Origin of the sequence: Asinibacterium sp. OR53 (genome assembly GCF_000515315.1) — a bacterium.
Lineage (GTDB): Bacteria > Bacteroidota > Bacteroidia > Chitinophagales > Chitinophagaceae > Sediminibacterium.
On record NZ_KI911562.1, the window covers coordinates 957366 to 982790 of the forward strand.

Consider the following 25425-nt stretch of genomic DNA (forward strand, 5'->3'; position numbering starts at 1 on the left):
AACTTTACAATAAGATGCTTACAAAAGAGACAATATTAGATACCATAAAGCACCATATGCCCTATTTCAAGGAATCATTGGGCGTACGGAGTATTGGCTTATTTGGTAGTTATGCCAATGGATATATGAAGGAGGCCAGCGATGTAGACTTGTTGATAGATATGCCTGCCGATTTCTCGAACCTATGTGCTGTATGGAATTTGTTGGAGCAAGAATTTAATACAAAGGTTGACTTGGTAAGGCGAGGGGCTCACCTGCGGTCCTCTTTTTTGAATGCGATTGAAAAAGAGATCATTTATGCGTAAAGGGATTATCCTTGAAAGGCTGAATGGTATATCTGAGCATATTGTAGTGATAGAAAACAGGATGCGGACCATTCGTTCTGCAACTGATTTTACTACGGATGACAATGGATCTGTGATTTTTGATTCAATCTTGATGAGATTGCAATCCATTGGTGAAAACATCAAAAAAATAGAAGACCTGTATCCTGGATTTTGTATTGAACAATTAGGTGTAGAAGTGGATAAAATTATCCGATTTCGCGATCTGATCTCGTATCATTATGAGTTGATGGATACTGAAATCATTTACAATATTGTCACTGAACATATACAGCCGCTAAAAAATGGCGTTGATCAGTATCTTGATCGAAACAAGACGAGCTAAAATCTATGAACTATCTTTGCGCATTCATTTAACAGAGTGTACATGTTTCCTGAGTATGATGTGATCGTTGTAGGGGCCGGACATGCCGGGTGTGAAGCTGCAGCTGCGGCTGCCAACCTGGGCAGCAAGGTATTGCTGGTAACCATGAACATGCAAACCATTGCACAGATGAGTTGCAACCCGGCCATGGGTGGTATTGCAAAAGGACAGATCGTTCGTGAGATCGATGCATTGGGTGGATATAGCGGTATGGTGAGTGACCTGAGTACGATCCAGTTCCGCATGCTCAACCGTAGCAAGGGACCTGCTATGTGGAGCCCCAGAACACAGAACGATCGCATGCTCTTTGCCGCCAAATGGCGCGAAATGCTGGAGAATACCCCCAATGTAGATTTTTACCAGGACATGGTACGGTCCATCATCATGAAAGATAATAGGGCTTGCGGTGTAATTACTGGCCTGGGCCACGAGATCAAATCCCGCTCGGTGGTAGTAACCAGCGGCACATTCCTCAATGGCATCATTCATATCGGCGAAAAACAATTCGGTGGCGGAAGGGTAGCAGAAAAAGCGGCAACGGGTATCACCGAACAACTGGTTTCATTGGGGTTCGAAAGCGACCGGCTGAAAACCGGAACACCACCGCGGGTAGATGGGCGCAGCCTGGATTACAGCAAGATGGAAGAACAGAAGGGCGACGACGAAATCATCGGGTTTTCTTATACCAATACACCGCGTATCCGGGCGGACAAACAACAGAGCTGTCATGTGACTTATACCAACGATACCGTACACGAGATGCTGAAAACAGGTTTCGATCGCAGTCCCATGTTCCAGGGCAGGATCGAAGGTCGCGGACCCAGGTATTGTCCGAGTATCGAAGACAAGATCAACCGCTTTGCCGATCGCGACCGGCACCAACTCTTTATCGAACCCGAAGGATGGAATACCGTAGAGATCTATGTCAACGGGTTCTCTACCTCCTTACCGGAAGAAGTTCAATACGAAGCCATTCGTATGGTGCCTGGTTTTGAAAATGTCCGCTTTTTCCGACCGGGTTACGCGATCGAATACGATTTCTTTCCGCCTACGCAGCTGAAATATTCACTGGAGACCAAACAGATCAGCCACTTGTTTTTTGCAGGCCAGATCAATGGCACCACAGGATACGAAGAAGCGGCTTGTCAAGGTTTGATGGCCGGCATCAATGCACACCAGAAAGCACGCGAACTGGAACCTTTTGTATTGAAACGCAGCGAAGCCTATATCGGCGTGCTGATCGATGACCTCATCAGCAAAGGGACCGATGAGCCTTATCGTATGTTCACGAGCCGCGCTGAATTCAGAACATTATTGCGCCAGGACAATGCCGACCTGCGTTTGACAGAATTGAGCTACCGCCTGGGCCTCGCTTCGCAGGAACGCATGGACGCAGTGATCGCGAAACGCGAAGGTGTTGCCGAAGTAAAGAACATACTCAAAGAATTCAATATCGAGCCCGATGAAGTGAACGGCTATTTCAACGATATTGCATCGGCACCGCTAACAGAAAAACAAAGAGCAGCGAAGATCGTGCTGCGTCCGAATGTAACACTGGAAGATCTCTTCAAAGCAGTACCACGCCTGGCCGAAGCCCTTGCCGCCATTCCTTCCGAAACCCTTGAGCAGGCAGAGATACAGATCAAGTATGAGCGTTACATAGAAAAAGAACAGGAGATCGTTGATCGCATGAGCCAGCTCGAAAACCTCGTCATTCCCGATAGTTTCGATTACGATCGTGTAGCTGCATTGTCGAACGAAGCGCTGCAGAAATTCAAGCGCATCAAGCCCCGTACACTGGGACAGGCCAGTCGCATCAGCGGCGTCAATCCCAGTGATGTGCAGATACTCATGGTATATATGGGCAGATAACCTTTTGCCACAGCTTCTCCAACCATTCATCAAAAAAAACACACCAGTTTTTTTGCACGATAGGCATATTCAGTAGCTTTAAGACTTTTCAACATTAACTGAACACAATGAGAAAAATCAAGCTGCTGTTATCCGGGCTCTTGCTGGCTTCCCTGCTGCAAGCCCAGGAAACATTCCCCGTGAACGGGTTGGCCGACAAGCGCAACGGATGTTACGCTTTTACACATGCCACCATTGTACAGAATGCACAAAACAGTTTACAGAATGCAACCCTTGTTATCCGCGAGGGTAAAATCGTTGCCGTAGGCGCCAGTGTAACTGTACCCCAGGATGCTGTAGTGATAGACTGTAAAAACAAGTACATCTATCCTTCCTTCATCGATATCTATGCCGATTATGGTATCACCACACCCCAACGGCAGCCTTTTGTTTTCAACTACAATGCACCTGCACAGTTGAATTCCAACACCAAAGGCGCATACAACTGGAACCAGGCGATCAGGCCGGAAGTGAATGCGTATCAGCAATTCACTGCCGACGACGCCAAGGCCAAAACATTCCGTGAGCTGGGCTTCGGTACTGTTCTCACGCACGTGAAAGACGGTATCGCACGCGGAACCGGTGCCGTAGTTTTACTGGGAAAAGATAAAGACAACCTGATGCTGGTTAAAGAAAGAGCATCTGCACATTATTCTTTCAACAAAGGCAGCTCTACACAATCATATCCGAGCAGCCTGATGGGAAGCATTGCACTGTTGAGACAAACATATCTCGATGCACAATGGTACAAGAACAAACCTTCAACAGAAGGGGTGAATATTTCCCTGCAGGCGTTTAATGATAACCAGAACCTGCCGCAGATTTTTGAAGCGGAGGATAAATGGAATGATGTTCGTGCCGATCGCATCGGCGACGAGTTCGGCGTGCAATACATTCTCAAAGGCGGTGGTAATGAATACCAGCGCATCAAAGAAGTAGCTGCCACCAAAGCGGCTTTTATCCTGTCGCTCAATTTTCCCCAGGCCATGGATGTGGAAGACCCGGCCGATGCAAGGTTGGTTTCCCTGTCTGACATGAAGCATTGGGAACTGGCACCTACCAATCCCGGCGCTTTGGAAAAAGCCAACATTCCTTTTTGTTTAACAACCGCCGACCTGCGCGATACCAAACAATTCTATACCAACCTGCGCAAAGCGTTTGAAAACGGTCTTTCCGAATCCAAAGCCCTGGAAGCCCTGACCAAAACGCCGGCTACCTTGTTGGGTGTATATGATAAAGTAGGCAGCCTCGAAACCGGAAAGCTGGCCAACTTCATCATTACCAGCGATTCTGTTTTTTCTGAAAAAGCAGTGATCCTGCAGAACTGGATACAGGGAGCAAAATATGGTGTGAAGGAAGATGCCTGGAATGATATCAAAGGCGTGTATAACCTGGTGCTCAACAGCGAAAACGGCACTGCTAATTATACACTGGATGTAAAGAATAACAGCACTGCAAATGTGATTGGAAAAGATACCCTCACCGGTAAATTCAGCTACGATGGCAAACTGGTGAAACTCAGTTTCGCTGCAACACCGGCTAAAAAGCCGATGGCAGCTGTTTTCGGCGGTATGAAAAATAATGGCGCTCAATACCGGCTGAGTGGTACCGTTAACGGCGATACCTGGAATGGACTGGGAGAAGATACGGCTGGAAACAGGATCACCTGGACAGTAACATTTGCGCGCGTAGCAGCACCTGATACTGCGAAGAAAAAAATGGCACCGCACCAACAACTGGGCAAAGTAACTTATCCCTTCGATGGTTATGGATGGGAAGAAGCACCTAAGCAAGAGAACCTGCTGATCAAAAATGCGACCGTATGGACCAATGAAAAAGAAGGCAAACTGGAAAATACCGATGTGCTGGTAAAAGATGGTAAGATTGCCAAAGTAGGAAAGAACCTGAGCGATGGCTCTGCAAAAGTGATCGACGCTACCGGCAAACATGTTACGGCAGGTATCATAGACGAGCACTCGCATATCGCGGCCATGTCTATCAACGAAGGCGCGCAATCTGTTACTTCCGAAGTGCGCATTGCCGATAACCTCAACCCCGAAGACATCAACATCTATCGCCAGCTGAGCGGTGGCGTAACATCATCACATATTTTGCATGGATCGGCCAATACCATTGGCGGACAAACCCAGCTGATCAAATTGCGCTGGGGTGTGGATGATGAAGCGCTGAAGTTCAAAGGCGCCGATCCTTTCATCAAGTTTGCATTGGGTGAGAACGTGAAGCGGACAACCTCGATGGCCAACAACCGTTTCCCCGATACGCGGATGGGTGTGGAAGAAGTGTTGAACGATGCTTTTACCAGGGCAAAGGATTACGAGCGTGAAATGAAAGCAGATCCCAAAACAACCAGGCGCGACCTGGAACTGGATGCACTGGTAGAGATACTGAATAAGAAAAGGTTCATCACCTGTCACTCTTATGTACAAAGCGAGATCACTGCCGCCATGCGCATCGGTGATAAATACGGTTTCACATTCAACACGTTCACGCATATTTTGGAAGGATACAAAGTGGCGGATAAAATGAAAGCGCATGGTTCCAATGCATCTACCTTCTCCGACTGGTGGGCTTACAAAACCGAAGTGCAGGATGCGATTGCTTACAATGCAGCCATCATGTACAAAATGGGACTCAACGTTTGTATCAACTCAGACGATGCCGAGATGGCGCGCCGCCTGAACCAGGAAGCGGGCAAGACTGTGAAATACGGTGGTGTTCCCGAAGAAGATGCATTGAAGATGGTGACCCTTAACCCGGCCAAAGCCCTGCATGTAGATAATAAGGTAGGAAGCATCAAAGCGGGTAAAGACGCAGACCTGGTGATCTGGAGCGATCATCCGCTGAGCATCTATGCAAAATCTGAAAAGACGATCGTAGATGGTATTGTTTATTTCGATCGCGAAAAAGACCTGGAACAACGCAAGAAGATCACAGCTGAACGTACGCGGCTGATCAACAAACTACAGGCTGAGAAAAGAAGCGGCGCTCCTATGAGACCCGCGGAACCGAGCTACCAGGTATTGTTGGGCTGCGGCGATCACAGTGAGCGCGGAGGCCTGATCACGATTGAACAGGATGATATCGAAACCCTTAACCAGTAAAAGCATTAGCCATGAAAAAATTTGTCACTCCTATAACAGCTCTCTTACTGTTCACCGGTTTTGCAAAAGCACAGGAAACAGTATATCCCACGAAAGAATACAAAGGCCAGCTGTTCATAACCAACGGCACGGTGCATGTAGGTAACGGACAGGTACTGGAAAACGCCACTATTGAAGTTAACAATGGAAAAATTGTGCGTGTTGGAACAGATATACCTGTTTCGCAAAACAATGCAAAACTGATCGACGCGAAAGGAAAACAGGTATATCCCGGACTGATCTTACCTTCCTGCGATCTCGGACTCAAAGAGATCGCCAATGGCGTAAGAGGCAGCAACGATTATTATGAGCTGGGCGATTACAATCCCAGCGTTCGCTCCATTGTTGCTTATAATACCGACTCGAAGATCACCGGCACATTGCGCGCCAACGGCATATTGCTGGCGAGCATTACACCCGAAGGCGGTGTGATCAGCGGTTCTTCTTCGGTAGTACAACTGGATGCGTGGAACTGGGAAGACGCCGCGTATAAAATGGACGGCGGCATTCACCTCAACCTGCCCAGTTTTCTTCCCCGTCCAACGGGCCGCAGGGCTTTCTTTTTTCCCGGCGCTCCTCAACCGGCAGATCCTGTTAAACAGGCGCTGGACAAGGTAGATGAGATCAAAACCTTTTTCCGCGAAGCCAAGGCATACGAGCAGGAAACAACCCATAAACAGACCAACCTCAAGTTGGAAGCGGTAAAAGGGTTGTTCAATAAAACACAGAAACTCTTTGTACACGGCGACCAGGTAAAACAAATGCTGGTGGCCATCGATTTTGTAAAAGAGTTCGGATTTGATGTGGTGATTGTAGGTGGAAGCGAAAGCTACCAGATTGCCAACCTGCTGAAGCAAAACAATATTGCCGTGATATTGGGTTCGGAACACGAGCTTCCATCGATGGAGGACGATGATATCGATCAGCCATTCAAAACACCGGCTGTTTTGCAAAAAGCAGGCGTACTGTTTGCGTTGAATGATGCGTTTACTGAAGCCCGTTACCGCAACCTTTCATTTAATGCAGGAACGGCTGCAACATACGGGTTGAGCAAAGAACAGGCATTGCAGGCCATCACAATGAATACAGCCAAAATATTGGGCATCGATGACAGGACCGGTTCACTGGAAGCCGGCAAAGATGCCAATATCGTTGTATGCGACGGCGATATACTGGATATGAAGAGCAGCAATGTTTCCCATGCCATCATACAAGGCCGCGATGTGAGTCTCGATAACAAGCAAAAGCAATTATACGAGCGGTACCGTTATAAGTACGGCATTCAATAACCAGCTTGTGGTATAACAGGGAACCGCCCGCCCGGAATTTTCCGGGCGGGCGATTTTTTTGTAAAAGAGCCCTTCTTTAAAACCGTTCATAAACCCCGGTTTCCGCTTATCTCGCTTTTTTCAATTTAACAATGTTCTGCATGTAACCTTTCTACCTTTACTACGTTATGCTTCGTACATAATGTACCGTACCGCTATGAAAAAACTAATGCTGAGCATCTGCGTTTTAGGAATAAGTCACCTGGCAATGGCACAGAAAGAGCAGGTTGTAAAAAAAGTACCGGCTGTTCGTACCACGCAGAAAATTGTGATCGACGGAGATATCAGCGATGAAGCCTGGAAATCTGCGCCGGTTGCTACGGACTTTGTGGAATGGAGGCCTTCTTATGGCACGCATGAACGCAACGACAACAGAACGGAAGTCCGCATATTGTACGATAATAATGCCATTTATGTTGGCGGATATTGCTACGAACGCCGCGATAGCATTTCAACTGAACTGGTGGGTCGCGATGTGATCAACTCGAATGATTTTGTAGGGATCTTATTTGATACGTATAAAGATAAGATCAATGGATTCGGATATTATGTTACCCCGCTGGGTGAGCAGTACGATGCGAAATATTCTTCCACCGGAGAAGATGCAAGCTGGAACAGCGTATACGAATCGCAGGCGAAGATCACAGACAGCGGCTGGACCTTTGAAATGCGCATCCCTTATTCGGCTATCCGTTTCAGCAATAAGAAGACGCAGGACTGGGGATTGAATATCACGCGCAGGAGAAGCAAGAGCGGAAAGCAATTGATGTGGAACCCCACCGACCCTACTTTCGGGGGAAACTTTTTTGCACTTTTTGGTGAATGGACCAACATACAAGACATCAAACCACCGATAAGGCTGTCATTTTCGCCGTATCTCTCTACCTACGTAACCCATTATCCATACAACGACCCTACTATAAAAGATACGCGTACTACGGTGAACGGTGGTATGGATGTGAAATACGGCATCAACCAGGCGTTTACACTGGACATGACGCTCATCCCCGATTTTGGCCAGGTACAGAGTGATAACCAGGTGCTCAACCTCACGCCTTTTGAAGTAAAATACAATGAGTACCGCACTTTTTTCACAGAAGGTACCGAACTCTTCAGCAAGGGTAATCTTTTTTACAGCAGGAGGATCGGTGGTCAGCCCATCCATTATAATGATGTAGCAAGCCAGTTACAGCCAGGGGAAACGATTGCCAGCAATCCCGGCGATACCAAACTGATCAATGCTACCAAAATAAGCGGCCGCACATCATCCGGATTGGGTATTGGTTTTTTCAATGCGCTTACACAACCGCAGTATGCCTCCATTGCGAAAGACGGTAAGGAAGTACGAAAGATAGAAACGGAACCGCTTTCGAATTATAATATCATTGTGTTCGATCAATCGCTCAAGCACAATTCCAGTGTATCGTTCATCAACACCAATGTTACGCGTGCCGGCGGCGACCACAATGCCAATGTGAGCGCGGCATTGTTTGATCTCTATGATAAAAAAAGTATGTGGAACCTGTCTGGTAAAGTATCAACAAGTGAACTGATGGGTGTTGATTCGGCCAGGAAGTCCATTTTTGGTTACAACCATACAATTGGATTTGGGAAAACGGGTGGCCGTTTCACTTTCCTGATCAACCAGGATTTTGCCGATGATAAGTACAGCAGCAACGATATGGGTTATTTTACCAATAACAACTATATGAACCATTATGTGTGGCTGGGGTATAAATGGGTAAAGCCCACCAAATGGTTCAACAGGATGTATTATAATATCAACCTGAATTCATCGATGCGCTACAAGGAATGGGATTACCAGAGCTTCAGAATCAATACCAATGTCAACGGCCAGCTGAAGAACCTTTGGTTTGCACTCATATACATCAACATCAATCCCCAACAACACGATTATTATGAACCCAGGATCGCAGGAAGATTTTTTAAAACGCCATCCAACTGGCAAATAGGTGTAGCTACAGAAACCAACAGTGCCAAAAAATATTCTGCCTATGTTGAATTTTCCGGAAAGTGGGCAGGTCTTTATTCAGGAACCGAGTACAATTTATGGACCCGCAATTCGTATCGCTTCAACAATAAATTAACCATTGGTTTTAATTTCAACCCGCAGTTCAGGACCAATGATATTGGTTTTGCTACCCTGGTGAACGACAGCAGTGTTTTTGCTCTCCGGAAGCGTTATACGGTGGAGAATATTTTCAATGTGAAATACAATTTCACCAACAAAATGGGTCTCAGTTTCAGGGCCCGCCATTATTGGAGCAAAGTGATCAATAAACAATACTTCAATCTCAATACCGATGGCGGACTTACTCCCATTGCAGGTGTAAGCACCAACCCCGATTACAACGTGAACTATTTCAACATCGATATGGTGTATACCTGGCAGTTTGCATTGGGCAGTTTCCTGAATATCGTGTGGAAGAATTCTATCAATACCTACGACCAGAATGTTATGGATGGTTATTTTAAAAATGCGGGAAATACTTTCAATGCATCGCAGCTCAACAGTCTTTCGTTGCGCGTGATTTATTTCCTGGATTACCTGTCCATCAAAAAGAAAAAATAAGCTCGTTTAGCTTTATTACCTTAGCTATATGAGTAAAAAGTTGTTTCTGCTCGATGCCCTTGCATTGATCTACCGGGCCTATTATGCACTCATCCGCAACCCGCGTATCACATCGAAGGGAATGAATACCAACGCGCAGTTTGGATTCACGAATACCCTTTTTGACCTCATCAACAAAGAAAAACCCACGCACCTGGCTGTGTGTTTCGATACGCATGCACCAACAGAACGTCACACCGATTTTACCGACTATAAAGCCAACCGGCAGGAAGCGCCTGAAGACCTGCTGGCTTCCATTCCCGATATACAGCGCATCATACGCGCTTTCAACATTCCCGTTGTGGAAATGGATGGATACGAAGCAGATGATGTGATTGGCACCGTTGCCTGGCAGGCGGCAGACAAAGGCTATGAAGTATATATGGTAACGCCCGATAAAGATTATGGCCAGTTGCTCATACATCCGCATGTGTACATTTACAAACCACCATCTTTCGGTAACCCGGAAGAAATATTGACGGCGGAAAAAGTTTGTGCCCGCTGGGATATTCAAAGGGTACAGCAAGTAGTAGACATGCTGGGTATGATGGGTGATGCGGTGGATAATATTCCAGGCATACCAGGTGTGGGCGAAAAAACAGCGGCCAAGTTGCTCAAAGAATATGATACGTTGGAGAACGTGCTGGAGCATGCCGATCAGATCAAGGGCGCTCTCGGCGAGAAGATCCGCAATAACAAGGAGTTGGCCATCATGAGTAAAAAGCTGGCCACCATCATTACCAATGTTCCTGTAGAATTCCATGAAGAAGATTACAGGCTGAAAGAATGGAATAAGGAAGCGCTCACGGAAATATTCACCGAACTCGAATTCAAAACACTGGGTAAAAGAATACTGGGCGAAAGTTTCAATGCATTCCATTCGCCCCAACAAGCCATGCAGACCGATCTGTTCGGTAATGCAGTAGCAGCACCTGCTGCCGGTAAATCTTCCGGCAAAAAGACTACGAAGAAAGACAGTTCAGCTGTGCCATTGCCCGACTGGACTGCGGTGGATGCGACAGAAACAGGTGCGGCAGAAAGTGAGGCCTCGGCAGAAACAGTGGGACTGGTTGCCAACAAAAACATCAACAATACACCGCACGATTACGAGCTGGTAGAAACAGATGAACAGATCAAAGCATTGGTAAAAAAATTGCAGCAGCAAAAAGAGATCTGTTTTGATACTGAAACCACCGGTACCGACCCTAACAATGTAGAACTGGTGGGCATGAGTTTTTCGTATAAGGCAGGGGAAGGGTATTATATTCCCTGTCCGGCCGATCAAAAAAGAACGCAGCAGCTATTAGAGCTGGTAAAACCTCTTTTTAACGAAACCTCCATTACCTGGATAGGCCAGAACATCAAATACGATCTGCTGGTGTTCAAATGGTATGGTATAGAACCGAAAGGGCAACTCTTTGATACCATGCTGGCACACTATCTCATAGAGCCGGAAGGCCGCCGCAATATGGACCTGCTGAGTGCGCAATACCTCGGCTACGAACCGGTTCACATAGATGAACTGATTGGTAAAAAAGGAAAGAACCAGGGCACAATGCGCGATGTGGAAATTGAGAAAGTGAAAGAATACGCGGCAGAAGATGCCGATATTACTTTTCAGCTCAAGCAGGTGTTCGTTCCGCTGATGAAAGAAAAAGAAGTGACCAGCGTTTTTGAAACAGTGGAGAACCCATTGGTGCGGGTGCTGACCGATATGGAGTTTGAAGGCGTTAAGATCGATGTGGAGTTTTTGAAGAGCTATAGCAGGGACCTGGAAAAAGATGCGAAGAAATGCGAGGAAAGTGTGTACGACCAGGCGGGTGTCCGGTTCAATCTTGCATCGCCCAAACAGTTGGGAGAAGTGCTGTTTGAAAAATTGAAACTGGATCCCAAAGCCAAGAAAACCAAAACAGGTCAGTATGCTACGGGAGAAGATGTGTTGTTGAAACTCGCCAACCAGCACAGGATCGTAGATGATATCCTCAGCTTCCGCGAACTCACCAAATTGAAATCTACTTATGTAGATGCGCTTCCCGAAATGATCAACCCAAAAACGGGCCGGGTGCATACCAGTTATGCGCAGGCAGTGGCGGTTACGGGAAGGTTGAGCAGCAACAATCCCAACCTGCAAAATATTCCCATCAGAACAGAACGCGGAAGAGAGATCAGGAAAGCGTTCATACCCCGTTCAGAAGGACGCTTGTTGATGAGCGCCGACTACTCGCAAATTGAATTGCGTATTGTAGCGGCCATCAGTGGTGACCCTAACATGTGCGAGGCGTTCAGGCTGGGAAAGGATATTCATACGGCTACCGCCGCCAAAGTATATGGTATTGCCGAATCGGAAGTAACGAAGGAGCAGCGCTACAAAGCCAAGAGTGTAAACTTCGGCATTATATACGGACAAGGCGCTTTTGGTTTGGCCGATAACCTGGGCATCAGCAGAACAGAAGCCAAACAGATCATCGATAATTACAAAAAAGAGTTTCCCAACATCCAGCGTTACATGGATGAGCAGATCAACCTGGCGAAAGAGAACGGCTATGTGCAAACATTGGCTGGCAGAAAGCGTTGGCTCAAAGACATCAACAGCGGCAATTTCACGGTGCGTGGTTATGCAGAACGAAACGCCATCAACTCACCCATACAAGGCACGGCGGCCGATATGATCAAAATGGCCATGATCAAAGTGTATCATGAAATGAAGCAGGGTAAGTGGCAGTCGAAAATGATCCTGCAAGTGCACGATGAATTGGTGTTTGATGCAGTGGCCGATGAAGTGGATAAACTGAAAGAACTAATCATCCGTTGCATGACCACTGCGATGCCACTGCCCAACAATGTGCCGGTGGAAGCGGAAGTAGGCAAAGGCGTTAACTGGTTGGAAGCACACTAGGAACAATAACAGATGAACACGAACGAACAAACGATACACCATTTTTATTCGGCCTTTCAACAAAGAGATTATGCAGGTATGAATGCCTGCTACGATGCAGAAGTGGTGTTCAGCGACATGGTATTCGGATTGCTCAACAGCCAGGAAACACGGGCTATGTGGGAAATGCTTTGCAAAAACGCAAAAGACCTTACCATCCGGTTCGATAATATCCGGCTACTGGACGAAGAATATGCTACCTGCGATTGGGTAGCCACTTATACGTTTACCCAAACAGGCAGGAAAGTAGTGAATAGGGTAAAAGCCCACATGCGATTGAAAGACGGACTGATCACAGAACATTCCGATGCATTTGACATATACAAATGGTCGAGGCAGGCGTTTGGTTTAAGGGGATGGCTTTTTGGCTGGACCAACTTCATGCGGAACCGGATACACATCAATGCTAAAAAACGGCTGCTCGGTTTTATGGAGCAACAGTAATGCTGTTATCGGGCACACGCCAGTTGTACAATTGCAAACCAGTTTTACCCTCAATACGAATGGTTTTTTCAGCATTGCCCAACTGGAGCCTGATATCGTTGGTTCCTTTTTTCAGCGGAACGCGCACATACTGAATATAAGCGGGTAATGATTGCCAGTTACGGGTATCTGCTTTTTCCGTTGCGGTATTGAACATGTTTACGACTAATCCGGTGACCAGAGCAGCTGCTTCTGCATTTCTTTCTTTCTTGCCGGCGTCTTTTTCTTTGCTGTTGTTTTTCACTGCTGCTTTGGTGGCTTCTGAAGCGCCTTTCTCCATGCCCAGTTTAAACGCCTGTCTTAATAAAGCATTGGAAACTTCCTTTACTATCCGTTCTTTCAATACCGCTGGTGCAATGGTATTGATATCTTCTGCCAGTTCTGATGAATAAGCAGCTCCATCTGCTGTAATGGTACCCTGCACATTATTGTAAGACCTGGGTTCATAAATGGGAATGGCCACACGAATGGTCCTGAAGTTTTTCAGCGAAGCAGCAGAAGAATTAGCAGAAGAAACATCGAATGGAATATCGAAAGTACCATAGGGTCCGTTAAAAACAAAAACGCCGTTTCCATCGCCAGATTGCGCAAGGATAAAGTTCTGTTCCGTTTTGGCGGGAGCCATCCCCCTTTCAAAAAATACCACCAGTTCTCCACCGGCATTACTGCTGTCGCGGCTTTTGTAAGTGGTATTGAATTTTTTTCCGTAAAAATCAAGCTGGTCATTGAATCCCATCAACGCAGCGGTTCTTAATACATCCTGCTTCAATTGCGAGGGTATGGCAACACCGTAGTACCTATTGTTCGGCTCTTTGAGGTAAACATCGGCGGCATTCCGGTAAGCGATGAATGCATCATTGATCATGCCGGCAGCTTCATAGATCATGCCCTGCACATTGAGTGCAAACGCATCTTTGGTATAACGATTGGCGCCCGGTTTGAACTTGTCTTCCTGCGTTTGGGTGCTCAAACTAATGCGACGGGCTTCTACCAGGGCGTCGTCTGTTTTTCCGAGGTAGAGATAGTTGAGCGCTTTGTAATAATGAACCATGAAGCGTTCAAAATCTTCACCCAGGTAAGGAACGGTCATCGGGTTAAGCATCAAGCTGGTAATCGCATTCCCTAACGATTTGTGTTTGTTTTCTATATAAAGATCGGCAAGATTCAGGAACAGGTTGCTGCTGTCATACAATCCCTGCAGGTGCAACATTTGCCCCCGCTCCATATAATACAACAGGCTGTTCCTGGGATGTTGCAGGTAACCATTCCGCTCCAGCATATGATCGGCATGCCTGTAATGCGATGCGCTTACCTGCTTGTAATAAGCAGACATTTTGCTGTTATAAGTAGCACAGGAAAACAAAACAGGCATCAATAGCCAAGCTACCCATGCCTGTTTTATACAATGCTTCATGCGGAAAAATTAAGCAGCACTTAGTTGTTGACGAATTTGGCAATCTTTTTATCACCTATCCATACCACTTCATTGGTTTCAATGTTGGTGAGCTCCAGGTTCACCTGGTAGGTAACGGTTTTCTTCCTGCGATACGCATCTACGATGGAATTGATAGAGCCTTGCAGTATATAATCAGCCCCACGCTCCAACCCGAATTTTTTCATGGTGCTTTGTGTGGCGTTGCTCTGTTGGTCTGCTTTTTCGGCCCGCATCTCTTCCCGTTTTTTACCGCTTTGCACCAATCCTACCCTGCTGGTTTGTATGAATGCGCGCTCGAGGTCGTTCATGAAAGTTTCTGCTTCAATGTGTTCATGACTTTTATTGGTAACCATGCCTACCACTACTACAGGCTTTTTGCCTCCTTTGGCAGCCAGGTGATCGTCGAGCCATTTGGCATTCAGTATCTGGTTGGTCATTTCTTCCGCGGTGAGGCGGCTGTCGGTGTTGTTCCAGGTTCCATTGATATCGATCTGTGTTGCAGGATCGATGCGGGTAACCTTACGTGTTGCGCAGGAAGTAAGAAAAAGAGAGAACGATAAAATTCCGGCGGCAAAAAGTAAAAATTTGCTTTTCATAGTATGCTATTGGTTTTAAAACGAGAACCACCAATTTCCCGTGCGGAAACCGATGTTGGGTCTGAGTGCATTCCAGCTGCCCCAGTTATTGTAATAACCATACTGGTTCCAGCCGTTGTAATATTGGTTGTAATACGGATAGTAATATCCGTTGTGATAGGCAGCATACCTCCTGGCTTCTCTCCGCTCGTTGCGGCGTTCCATTTTGGCTTCATACCAGTCGTAAGCCTTATAGGTTTGCTGCACGGTGGTGTTGGAAGCAGAGAGCAGGGAGTCTTTCTGGCTCATGTATTTCTGCCTGCTGATGTTAAAGTTGAGGTTTTGGTCGGGAGCAAGTGACTGGCCGGCATCCTGTGCCATTAGGGTTGTTGCCAGGCAAATACTCAGAAGGGTCAAAAATGAACGTATCATGATTCCTCCTTTTTTAAATTATAACCAAAGCTAATACCAAAACGATTAAAAAGAATCCTACGAATCGTTAAAATACTGTAACGGTTTTATCTCCGCCCGCAACCGTCATTTCACCAATAATGGAATGGTAAAGACCATGCGATTTCAACAGATCACCGGCGTCTTTTACACTGTCTTTTCCAACCGCCACCAACAACCCGCCATTTGTTTGCGGATCGGCCAGTATGGAGATGGCTTCTTCGGATTGAACCGTATTGGCGAACTGTACTTTATGGCCATAGCTTGCCCAGTTGCGTTTGGTACCTCCCGGTTGTATTTTTTGTTGCAGGTAAGGATCGAGGCCCGGGATAACAGGAACCTGTTGTAATTGTATCTGCGCATTCAAGCTGCTTCCTTCACACATTTCAATCAGGTGACCAAGCAATCCGAAGCCGGTTACATCGGTCATGGCGTGTACAGATGCCAGTGCAGAAAGTTCTTCTCCTACTTTATTCAACTGCATCAATTGGCGAAGCATGAGATCGTGGTGTTCGCTGCTGAGTGCATTGCGTTTTTGCGCAGTGGAAAGGATGCCCATGCCCAGCGGTTTGGTAAGGAATAAAACATCTCCTTCGCGGGCGGTGCTGTTTTGTTTGAGGCGTGGGATATCAACGAGTCCGTTTACTGCAAGCCCAAAAACCGGCTCGGGACAATCAATGCTATGTCCGCCTGCAAGCGGAATGCCCGCTTCGGCACAAATACTGCGCGCACCTTCAACCACCTGTTGTGCAACTTCTGCAGGCAATTTATCTACCGGCCATCCCAAAATTGCAATGGCCAGTATGGGTTTTCCTCCCATAGCATACACATCGCTGATGGCGTTGGCTCCGGCAATTTTACCGAATGAAAACGCATCGTCTACGATGGGCATGAAAAAGTCGGTAGTAGAGATCAATGCGGTTCCATTGCCCAGGTCGTAAGCGGCAGCATCGTCTTTACTGCTATTGCCTACGAGTAAGTTTTGCTGATCGGGCGATGAGAGATTGGTCTTTAAAATAGTGTCCAGTACCTGCGGCGCTATTTTGCAACCGCAACCGGCGCCATGGGAATATTGCGTAAGCCTGATGGCTGTAGATTCATTGTTCATGCATGCTGTGTTTGAAGAAGGTTCTCCAGTTTACCGGCATTCTGCACGGCATCCACCTGGTCAACGGGAATTTTACAGGTAAGCGTTTCGGCGTTTTCGCGATTATACAATCCTTTGATGTAAAGCTTATCGTAGTATTTCAACAATATGCGGAAGCATTCTTTTACATCGTCTTCCAACAGGTAATTGATGGCTGTTTTGGTTTCGAGCCCACCCAGTCTTTTTTTGATGCGGATAATGGCGTTCACCAGTTTTTCTTTCTCGTATCCTCCGTATTCTTTTATGATGTGGTTGAGCCTTTCTTCGAAAGGAATATCGAGGAAGAAAACAGGTTTGGTGCGCATTTGTTTAAAGAGTACGATGGGTATATTGACGAGGCCGATGCGTTGGCTTTCATCTTCCATCCATATCCGCGAAGCTTGTTCGTGTTTTTGCAATTCATGTGCCAACAGATTCTCGAACATCTCCTGGGAGGGCTGTGGTATTTTATCAAGCGCGCCGAAAGCCGATCCTTTATGCAGAGCCAGCGCTTCGAGATCGATCACGGCTTCCTGTTGTTTGGTGAGCTCATGGAGCAGATCGGTTTTGCCGCTGCCGGTATAACCGCCAACAATATGGATGGGATAATTATTTTCCAACTGCGCCAACACCCAGTGGCGATAGGTTTTATAGCCGCCCACTAGGGTAATCACGTTGAAACCATAGAGATCGAGCAGCCAGGCCACACCGGCGCTGCGCATACCTCCGCGCCAGCAATGCACCAGCACGGTATGGCGTTCAGCATCTTTGTTAAGCGCGGCGCACCATTGCTCTACCTGCTCTATCATACCCACCATTTTAGGACCGAAAAACTGCAATCCTATCTTGATGGCTTTCTGCCGGCTCTGCTGTTTGTAAGCTGTGCCGACGACCTTTCTTTCTTCGTCGGTGAAAAGTGCAAGGAGTTGTGCGCCGGGTATGTGTGCATGATGGTATTCACCCGGACTGCGCACATCGAGCACGAGATGGTCTTGTGCAGCTGCTAAAAAAGGTGCTATGGTAAGTTTGGTGATGGCCATATTCAGTTGATAGTTGATAGTTGTCAGATGGCGAATCTTTATTTCTAACAACTGACAACTATCAACTTAACATGATCTTATCGATTCATAGAGGCTAAGAACTCTTCATTGTCTTTCGTACCGCGCATGCGCTTGAGCAATTCATTCATTGCTTCTTCGGTATTCATATCGTTGATATACAAACGAAGGATGTTCATGCGTTGCAATACTTCTTTGTCGAGCAACAGGTCGTCGCGGCGAGTAGAAGAAGCCACCAGGTCGATGGCAGGGAATATGCGTTTGTTGGCCAGGCGGCGGTCGAGCTGCAATTCCATGTTACCGGTTCCCTTGAATTCTTCAAAGATCACTTCATCCATCTTACTGCCTGTTTCAATGAGGGCTGTAGCCAGGATGGTAAGAGAACCACCGTGCTCGATTTTACGGGCGGCGCCGAAGAACTGTTTGGGCTTCTGCATGGCGTTGGCTTCCACACCACCACTCAATACTTTACCGCTGGCAGGTGCCACTGTGTTGTGGGCCCTGGCCAAACGGGTGATGGAGTCGAGCAGTATCACTACATCGTGACCGCATTCTACCAGGCGTTTTGCTTTTTGCAAAGCGATGGTAGATACTTTCACGTGTTTCTCTGCGGGTTCATCGAAGGTAGAAGCGATCACTTCTGCCTTTACGCTGCGCTCCATATCGGTTACCTCTTCAGGGCGCTCATCGATCAATACCACCATGAGATAACACTCGGGGTGATTGGCGGCGATGGCGTTGGCCACTTCTTTTAACAAAATGGTTTTACCCACTTTTGGTTGCGCAACGATCAGGCCACGCTGACCCTTACCAATGGGCGTAAAGAGGTCCATGATACGGGTGCTGTAATTGTTGGGCGTAGTGAACAGGTTCAGCTTTTCGTAAGGGAAAAGCGGTGTAAGGTAATCGAAAGGAACACGGTCGCGCACTTCATCGGGTTTCTTGCCGTTGATGGCGTCTACTTTGAGGAGCGCGAAATATTTTTCTCCTTCTTTAGGCGGACGAACAGCGCCCTGCACGGTATCGCCGGTTTTGAGACCAAAGAGTTTGATCTGCGAAGGAGATACGTATACATCGTCGGGTGAAGAGAGGTAATTATAATCGGATGAACGCAGGAACCCATAACCATCGGGCATCATCTCGAGCACGCCTTCGCTGAGGATCATGCCTTCAAACTCGATATTGAAAGTGGGTTCTTTGCGGTGCTGTTTTTGCTGCTGTGCAGGCTGGGACGCTTCGTGCGAAAGACCATTCTCTGCAGATTCCGCTTCGGCAGCATGTGTGGGCTCGGATGTTTCTGCCGATGTTCCGTTGAGCGATAGAGCAGCCTGGGGCGCTTGTTCAGCGGGCTTCTCAGTTTTGGGTTTACGGCCGGGCGCACCACGTTTGGGCTGGGGGGGCGCAGGCTTGGCTGTTTGTTGCGGCGCTTCCTGCATCACTTCCGCTTCTTCGGTAGCGATACCGGTTTTAACGGTAACGGGTTTGCGGGCCCTGCCAGGTTTTTTCTTGCCGTCTTCTTTTGTTTCGCTGGCTGTGAGTGCCTGGCTGTCGAGGATCTTATAAATAAGTCCTTGTTTGTCAAGCTTTTTAACGCCTGCTATTTTCAACTGCTCGGCAATGTCGAGCAACTCTGGCAATAGCATGTCGTTCAATTGCAAAATGTCGTACATAAAATCAATTAATGAGGGGATTCAAATTGTCTACATCGTTAAAGATCCTGTCTAAGGAATTACGAACTCAGATCCGGATAAATAAAGAAATTGTTGTGATTGGAAAGAGGGAAACTGATGTTGTCGAGAGCTATTAAGAGAACCCAATCAGTCTGGTTTCCGCTGCAATGTTAAGGCAAAATAATCAAAAAATGAAATGAAAATGTAAAAATCGACGGACGGACCCACCAACATTATACATTAAAATTATACGTCTTTGTAATTACCTGTTTGATCACCTCGTCGAGTTCCAGGGCGCTTTTGTGCAGGTGGGCAACGATCTCTTCCAGTTCATGGGGTTTGTGTGTATTGATCATTTCGGTGAGGCCAATGATATTAGCAACCGGCCTTCTGATCTCGTGCGACTGGATCTTAGCGATCTCCCGCAGGGCTTCGGTGTGTTTTTGGATTTCCAGTTCGTTTTTTTTCCGTTGGGTGATGTTTACCGAGTTTACCACGATGCCCAGGTAGTTTCCCCGTGCATCCGAGGCGGAATAATATTTCCGGAGGAGCCAAACCTTTTCTCCGTCGGGATAGGTAAAGTGGTGCTCGAATGCATAGTTTTTAGCGTTGCTGAGCAAAATGTCATCGAAATGCATGGCGGCCGTTTTCTGTTGTTCCAGCGTGAGGTAGTTCATGATCAGGTCGCCCACTTCGTAAGGTTTGCCCAGCAGGCGGCGGGCATGATGCTGTGCTGCTGTATTGGCATAAATGATACGGAGTCCCGGATCTATAACGAGTGTTATGTTATCGGAGCTGTTGATGATGGCCTGGAGTGTGTTCTCCGATTCATAAAGCAAAGCCTGCTGGCGTTTGAGCTCTGTTATGTCTTTCGACAAACCAATGAGGTGGGTGACTTCCTGGTTGCTGTCGAGTATGGGAAAAGCTTCACTCAGGCTGAAGAGGGTTTCATTATCCAACACAATGGTTTCTTCGTAAGAAAAAGGGCTTTTGCAGTTGACGCAGGAAAACAGTTGCTTGCTGACCAGCTCATATTTTTCGGCGCTGAGTATCTCTTTCAGGTCTTTGCCTATGAGTTCTTCTGCTGTGTGGGAGAATTTCCGCAGGTAGGCCGCATTAACGTATTCTATGATGAAGCGCCGCTTTTCGGCTTCCACCCGCAATATGAAAACTGCATCATTGGTTTGTTCAACAAGTGAAACGAAAAGGGAGGGGCATACCTTCTTCATAGAGAGGACATTGGCAAGCTTGTTTTTATTATAGTACCAAAAATAAAAATACAGGATGCCTCCCAAATTTCCATGAATCATGAAAAGGAATATATGAGTTCGGAAGCCCAATACGTATCTTTGCTGCCTTATGTTTAACAAAAGAACCAAGATCAAGACCTTGCTGGCCGGCGAATTCGTTGGCCAGGATGTGACGGTAATGGGTTGGGTGCGCACTTTTCGCAACAACCAGTTCATAGCATTGAACGACGGCAGCACCAATAATAATATCCAGGTGGTGGTTGCCCTGGGTATGCTGGACGATGCCACGCTGAAGCGCATCACCACCGGCGCTTCATTGAAGATCACCGGTGAGGTAGTGGCTTCATTGGGAAAGGGACAGAAAGTAGAGATACAGGCGAAGGGCCTGGAAGTGCTGGGCGACAGCGATGCAGAGAAATACCCGCTGCAACCTAAAAAGCACAGCCTCGAGTTTTTGCGGGAGATCGCTCACCTGCGTTTCCGCACCAATACATTCGGCGCGGTGTTCCGCATCAGGCATTCACTGGCTTTTGCCGTGCACCAGTTTTTCAACGAAAGGGGTTTTGTGTACCTGCATACGCCCATCATCACCTCCAGTGATGCAGAAGGTGCGGGCGAAATGTTCCGTGTTACTACATTGCCCATGGAAGGAGCGCCACGCAAAGAAGATGGCGGCATTGATTTCGGAGAAGATTTTTTTGGTAAGAGCACGAACCTCACAGTAAGCGGACAACTCGAGGGAGAGTTAGGCGCCATGGCGTTCAGCGATATTTATACGTTTGGTCCCACTTTCCGCGCAGAAAATTCCAACACCACCCGCCACCTGGCCGAGTTCTGGATGATAGAACCCGAGATGGCGTTTTACGATATTGAAGACAATATGAACCTGGCCGAGGAGTTCATCCAGTACCTGATTCGTTATGCCATGAAGCATAACGCAGAAGACCTGGAATTCCTTGACCAGCGGCTGGCAGAAGAAGAAAAGCAGAAACCGCAGGCCGAGCGTTCAGAGATGGGCCTGCTGGAGAAACTGCGTTTTGTAGTAGACAACCAGTTCGAGCGCATCATTTATACAGAGGCCATTGATATTTTGCTGGACTCCCCTGCTTACAAGAAAAAGAAATTCAAATACGAGGTGAAGTGGGGCATTGATATGCAGAGTGAACATGAGCGTTACCTGGTAGAGAAGCATTTCAAAAAACCCGTGATCGTTACCGGATACCCCGCAGCCATCAAAGCGTTTTACATGCGCATGAACGAAGATGGAAAAACCGTTGCTGCAATGGACATACTGGCCCCCGGCATTGGCGAGATCGTAGGCGGATCACAGCGTGAAGAGCGGCTCGACAGACTGGAGCAGCGCATGAAAGACATGCACATTCCCGCTGAAGAAATGAGCTGGTACCTGGATACACGCCGTTATGGAACGGTGCCGCATGCCGGTTTCGGACTGGGCTTTGAACGAATGGTACAGTTTGTGACGGGTATGGGTAATATCCGCGACGTAATACCCTTTGCCCGTACGCCTAAAAATTGTGAATTTTAGGTGGATTATTGCTGGAATCCCCTATTTTTGCAACCCCGAAAGGGAAATAAAGCGGCAGAAGTGCGCCTCGCGCACCGAAGCTTCAGCGAAGGTGCGGTAGCTCAGTCGGTAGAGCAAAGGACTGAAAATCCTTGTGTCGGCGGTTCGATCCCGCCCCACACCACGGAAACCTCAACAGTAATGTTGGGGTTTTTTGTGCTATCTACGTATTGATTATCATTTTGTTATTAGGTCGCTGTGACTTGATTAATGAATAAGATTTTATCTCTGTTGCAGTGATTCAATTATGTGCAAAATCCGATTGCATTGATCAATTGGATCCAGTTTGGATGTTGTTCAAATCATGATGAATTGCGTTCATCTTTAAGTTCTATCAAGTATCTAGGAATTAATATAGACTGGGCAAAACAAAACTTCAGGTGATTTGCTGACTGATTTTCGGGTATTCTTTGCTTCGCTTTATCGTATATTTGAAGAGTAAATATTTATCATGACAGAGATCATCATCGATAAGAAAAAATACGTGTTGGTGCCTGCAAAGGATTATTCCGCTTTGCAAAAAAAAGCTGCCTTAAAATCCAAGGCTGAAAAGGTTTTTTCTTTGGAAGATGCCCGGTCGTTTAGTAAGAAGTTGATCAAAAAATGGGCAACAGGAAAGTAACCGTAAAACAAAGCGCCGCTGAAAACATTGCATCTATCGCCTGGTATATTGAATCCAAGGGCTTGATTGCAACTGCCGAAAAGTTTACTGATGACATTTATGATTACCTCCTCAAACTTGCCAATCCTATAAAATCCTATGCTGCTTGTAAAGACCCCGTTCGTTCTTCATTAGGATATAAATGTATTCCCTATAAAAAGAAATATACAATTGTTTTTATCGAAACAGAAGGAGATCTGATGATCTGTGAGTTCATTCCATCCAAGATGATTCATTGGTAAATGAATACTTGTATCGCTCCTTTAATCTTTGGACACTCAAGAAATAATGTAAACGATGAAAAGACAAATAATAATCTTTCTAATCGCATCACTATCGGCCATTTGCGGTTTTTCTCAAAAACAAAAAGCAATCGATTGGAAAAAACTGAACGTCCTGGTGTATTCGAAAAACGGTAAAGGCTATGTTCACGACAATATCGCTTCAGCTGTAGCTGGCCTGCAAGATCTGGGCAAGAAATATGGTTTTAAAGTAGACACTTCAACCAACCCCTCGGTATTTACGAGAGAAAACTTGTCAAAATACCATCTCCTGATTTTCCCAAGCACCAATAATGAGGTGTTCGACACGGAAGAACAACGTTTGGCATTTCGGCAATACATCGAAGCGGGCGGAGGCCTGGTTGGTATTCATTCGGCGATAGCCACCGAACGCGATTGGACTTGGTTCAAACAATTCACTGGTGGCACGTTTTCGTGGCACGCGCCTTTTCAAAAGTTCAAAGTGCGGGTTGTGGACAAAAATCATCCTTCGGTAGCAGGTATGCCAACGGTTTGGGATGTTGAAGACGAGTGTTATTTTGAAAAGGAGCTGTACCCATCTATCCACACTTTTTTGGTGCATGATATAACGACTGTTAAACCGCATGAGAACATCAAATCAAATATGGGCAGCTTCAAAGATTATTATCCCGCAGGTTGGCACAACTATTACGACGGTGGCCTGGCCTGGATGACAACATTAGGGCATGATAAAAAACTTTATTCAGACCCATCTTTCATGCGGTTTATTTTGCAAGGCATCGAGTTTGTAGCCACGCATCGCCCTCAAAAACTGGACTATTCAAAGGCGTATGCCAAAGAGCGCAACGAATCAATTCAGTGGTAAGAGGCGTTTATTCTGAAATCGTATAACTCGTACTTCTTCCTCCGCCGGGTTCTTTCGTCAATATAGCTTTGTTCACTAAGTCTTGTATGTCTCTCAATGCTGTATCCTGTGATGTTTTGGTGATCTTGGCCCATTTGGAAGTGTTCAATTTTCCTTCAAAACCATCCAGCAGCTTGTTCAGCATCAATTGTTGCCGTTCATTCAACAGCGTAGTAGCATGCTTTTCCCAGAACCGCGCTTTTTTCAGTACCAAAGCGAGCGTTTCATCTGTGGCCTTTATAGCACGATTCAAACAGTCTAAAAACCATAGCAGCCATGCTGTAATATCCATGGACCCCTTTTGTGTGTTTTCCAAAACATCATAATAGGCGTTTCTTTCTTTCCTGATTTGCGCACTCATGCTATAGAACCGTTGAACCGATTCATCTGCGCGGGAGAGTTGCATATCTGCAATAGCCCGGGCTATACGCCCGTTGCCATCATCGAAAGGGTGGATGGTTACAAACCAAAGATGCGCAACCGCCGCCTTCAGTACGCCATCCATCTTTATATCCTCGTTGAACCAACGGATAAAGCGGGTCATCTCTTCATCTAACCCGTCGGCGTCGGGTGCCTGGAAATGGACTTTCTCCCTTCCTGCGGCACCGGAAACTACCTGCATCGGATCCTCTTTTTGATTATCCCTCCAGGCTGCCACTACTATTTTATGCATGCCGCTTCTGCCTGTAGGAAATAGGGCTGCATGCCAACCAAAAAGCCTGTCGGCAGATAATGCTTGTTTGTAATGTTGCGTCGCATCGAGCATCATTTCTACCACCCCCTCCACATGTCGGTCTGCAGGTACCAGTCCAGCAATATCCATTCCCAGTCTGCGGGCAATGGAAGACCGGACCTGGTCGGCATCCAATAACTCCCCTTCAATTTCGCTTGACTTCAATACATCCAGGGTAAGCGTTCGGAGATTCGCCTCTGCCTGCAAGCGGAAGCCCAAACCTTCCATGCGCCCCAATAACCGGCCCTGCCTGTGACGTACTTCAGCCAACAAGGGGGCCACCAGCTCCTGCTGCCAGGTAAAATGAGGCCAATTAGATAATTGATGGATATAAACTGCCATTTTCCGCAAAATATGCGGTGAATATAAGCATTATTCTCCGCATATCAGTTATTCTCCGTAAAATATGCGGAGAATAGGCCCGGTATTCGCCGCATAAGCATATTCGAGACCTGAAGTTGAAGATATAACTGCCATTAAATGTTTCCCTAATTTTAGAAGGGGTGATTGGTTTTCTTTTCATTGCTGTTACAATTACCCCCGGTATGATGAAACTA

Annotated in this window: 20 protein-coding genes and 1 tRNA gene; 13 read left to right on the forward strand and 8 right to left on the reverse strand. The window is 46.7% G+C overall.

Features of this window, described 5'->3' with window-relative positions; genetic code table 11:
* Positions 1–14: 14 nt before the first annotated feature.
* The 8 genes from SEDOR53_RS0104205 to SEDOR53_RS0104240 all read left to right on the forward strand — a co-directional run bounded on the left by SEDOR53_RS0104205 (position 15) and on the right by SEDOR53_RS0104240 (position 13119).
* A complete protein-coding gene (locus SEDOR53_RS0104205) occupies positions 15–305 on the forward strand; it encodes a nucleotidyltransferase family protein (protein ID WP_026768593.1) in 291 nt (96 codons plus the stop codon).
* Positions 298–669 carry a DUF86 domain-containing protein gene (locus SEDOR53_RS0104210; RefSeq protein ID WP_026768594.1) on the forward strand — a complete coding sequence of 124 codons (372 nt, stop codon included), beginning with the start codon at positions 298–300 and terminating at the stop codon, positions 667–669. Before SEDOR53_RS0104205 ends, SEDOR53_RS0104210 begins: the two co-directional genes overlap by 8 nt.
* 42 nt (positions 670–711) lie before the next feature.
* On the forward strand, positions 712–2580 hold the full coding sequence (mnmG, locus tag SEDOR53_RS0104215) for a tRNA uridine-5-carboxymethylaminomethyl(34) synthesis enzyme MnmG (protein WP_026768595.1): 1869 nt from the start codon (positions 712–714) through the stop codon (positions 2578–2580).
* Positions 2581–2687: 107 nt separating this feature from the next.
* Positions 2688–5741, forward strand: coding sequence for an amidohydrolase family protein (locus SEDOR53_RS0104220; RefSeq protein WP_026768596.1), 3054 nt, complete (start codon positions 2688–2690; stop codon positions 5739–5741).
* 11 nt (positions 5742–5752) lie between these two features.
* Positions 5753–7069 (forward strand): amidohydrolase family protein, encoded by a 1317-nt coding sequence (locus SEDOR53_RS0104225; protein WP_026768597.1) that lies wholly within the window; start codon positions 5753–5755, stop codon positions 7067–7069.
* A gap of 196 nt (positions 7070–7265) precedes the next feature.
* Positions 7266–9701, forward strand: a complete 2436-nt coding sequence (locus SEDOR53_RS0104230) for a DUF5916 domain-containing protein (protein ID WP_037361672.1) — start codon at positions 7266–7268, stop codon at positions 9699–9701.
* Between the two features lie 28 nt (positions 9702–9729).
* Positions 9730–12636, forward strand: a complete 2907-nt coding sequence (gene polA, locus SEDOR53_RS0104235) for a DNA polymerase I (RefSeq protein WP_026768599.1) — start codon at positions 9730–9732, stop codon at positions 12634–12636.
* Positions 12637–12648: 12 nt separating this feature from the next.
* Positions 12649–13119 (forward strand): nuclear transport factor 2 family protein, encoded by a 471-nt coding sequence (locus tag SEDOR53_RS0104240; RefSeq protein ID WP_026768600.1) that lies wholly within the window; start codon positions 12649–12651, stop codon positions 13117–13119.
* On the opposite strand, the gene SEDOR53_RS0104245 is transcribed toward SEDOR53_RS0104240, so the two are convergent.
* The 7 genes from SEDOR53_RS0104245 to SEDOR53_RS0104275 all read right to left on the reverse strand — a co-directional run bounded on the left by SEDOR53_RS0104245 (position 13103) and on the right by SEDOR53_RS0104275 (position 20701).
* On the reverse strand, positions 13103–14572 hold the full coding sequence (locus SEDOR53_RS0104245; protein ID WP_026768601.1) for a COG3014 family protein: 1470 nt from the start codon (positions 14570–14572) through the stop codon (positions 13103–13105). The two genes, SEDOR53_RS0104240 and SEDOR53_RS0104245, sit on opposite strands and share 17 nt — an antisense overlap.
* Before the next feature lie 20 nt (positions 14573–14592).
* Positions 14593–15189, reverse strand: a complete 597-nt coding sequence (locus SEDOR53_RS0104250) for a penicillin-binding protein activator LpoB (RefSeq protein ID WP_026768602.1) — start codon at positions 15187–15189, stop codon at positions 14593–14595.
* Between the two features lie 15 nt (positions 15190–15204).
* Positions 15205–15600 (reverse strand): hypothetical protein, encoded by a 396-nt coding sequence (locus SEDOR53_RS0104255; RefSeq protein WP_051416488.1) that lies wholly within the window; start codon positions 15598–15600, stop codon positions 15205–15207.
* 67 nt (positions 15601–15667) lie between these two features.
* A complete protein-coding gene (gene selD, locus SEDOR53_RS0104260; protein ID WP_026768604.1) occupies positions 15668–16726 on the reverse strand; it encodes a selenide, water dikinase SelD in 1059 nt (352 codons plus the stop codon).
* Positions 16723–17784 (reverse strand): tRNA 2-selenouridine(34) synthase MnmH, encoded by a 1062-nt coding sequence (gene mnmH, locus SEDOR53_RS0104265; RefSeq protein ID WP_037360534.1) that lies wholly within the window; start codon positions 17782–17784, stop codon positions 16723–16725. Before mnmH ends, selD begins: the two co-directional genes overlap by 4 nt.
* 77 nt (positions 17785–17861) lie before the next feature.
* Positions 17862–19472 (reverse strand): transcription termination factor Rho, encoded by a 1611-nt coding sequence (rho, locus tag SEDOR53_RS0104270; RefSeq protein ID WP_026768606.1) that lies wholly within the window; start codon positions 19470–19472, stop codon positions 17862–17864.
* Positions 19473–19705: 233 nt separating this feature from the next.
* Positions 19706–20701, reverse strand: a complete 996-nt coding sequence (locus SEDOR53_RS0104275) for a PAS domain-containing protein (protein WP_198018793.1) — start codon at positions 20699–20701, stop codon at positions 19706–19708.
* A gap of 130 nt (positions 20702–20831) precedes the next feature.
* On the opposite strand from SEDOR53_RS0104275, the gene asnS reads away from it, so the two are divergent.
* From asnS to SEDOR53_RS0104300, 5 genes are all read left to right on the forward strand, one after another.
* The gene (asnS, locus tag SEDOR53_RS0104280; protein ID WP_026768608.1) at positions 20832–22268 is read left to right on the forward strand and encodes an asparagine--tRNA ligase; all 1437 of its coding nucleotides are present in this window, start codon (positions 20832–20834) and stop codon (positions 22266–22268) included.
* A 90-nt stretch (positions 22269–22358) separates the two neighbouring features.
* Positions 22359–22431 (forward strand) — tRNA-Phe (locus SEDOR53_RS0104285).
* Positions 22432–22758: 327 nt separating this feature from the next.
* A complete protein-coding gene (locus tag SEDOR53_RS19015; protein ID WP_157576697.1) occupies positions 22759–22929 on the forward strand; it encodes a hypothetical protein in 171 nt (56 codons plus the stop codon).
* On the forward strand, positions 22911–23210 hold the full coding sequence (locus SEDOR53_RS0104295; protein ID WP_026768609.1) for a hypothetical protein: 300 nt from the start codon (positions 22911–22913) through the stop codon (positions 23208–23210). The genes SEDOR53_RS19015 and SEDOR53_RS0104295 overlap by 19 nt, the downstream gene beginning before the upstream one ends.
* Positions 23211–23265: 55 nt before the next feature.
* Positions 23266–24096, forward strand: coding sequence for a ThuA domain-containing protein (locus SEDOR53_RS0104300; RefSeq protein WP_026768610.1), 831 nt, complete (start codon positions 23266–23268; stop codon positions 24094–24096).
* Between the two features lie 7 nt (positions 24097–24103).
* Here SEDOR53_RS0104300 and SEDOR53_RS0104305 read toward each other — a convergent pair whose 3' ends face one another.
* Positions 24104–25210 carry a Fic family protein gene (locus tag SEDOR53_RS0104305; protein ID WP_026768611.1) on the reverse strand — a complete coding sequence of 369 codons (1107 nt, stop codon included), beginning with the start codon at positions 25208–25210 and terminating at the stop codon, positions 24104–24106.
* Between the last annotated feature and the right edge of the window lie 215 nt (positions 25211–25425).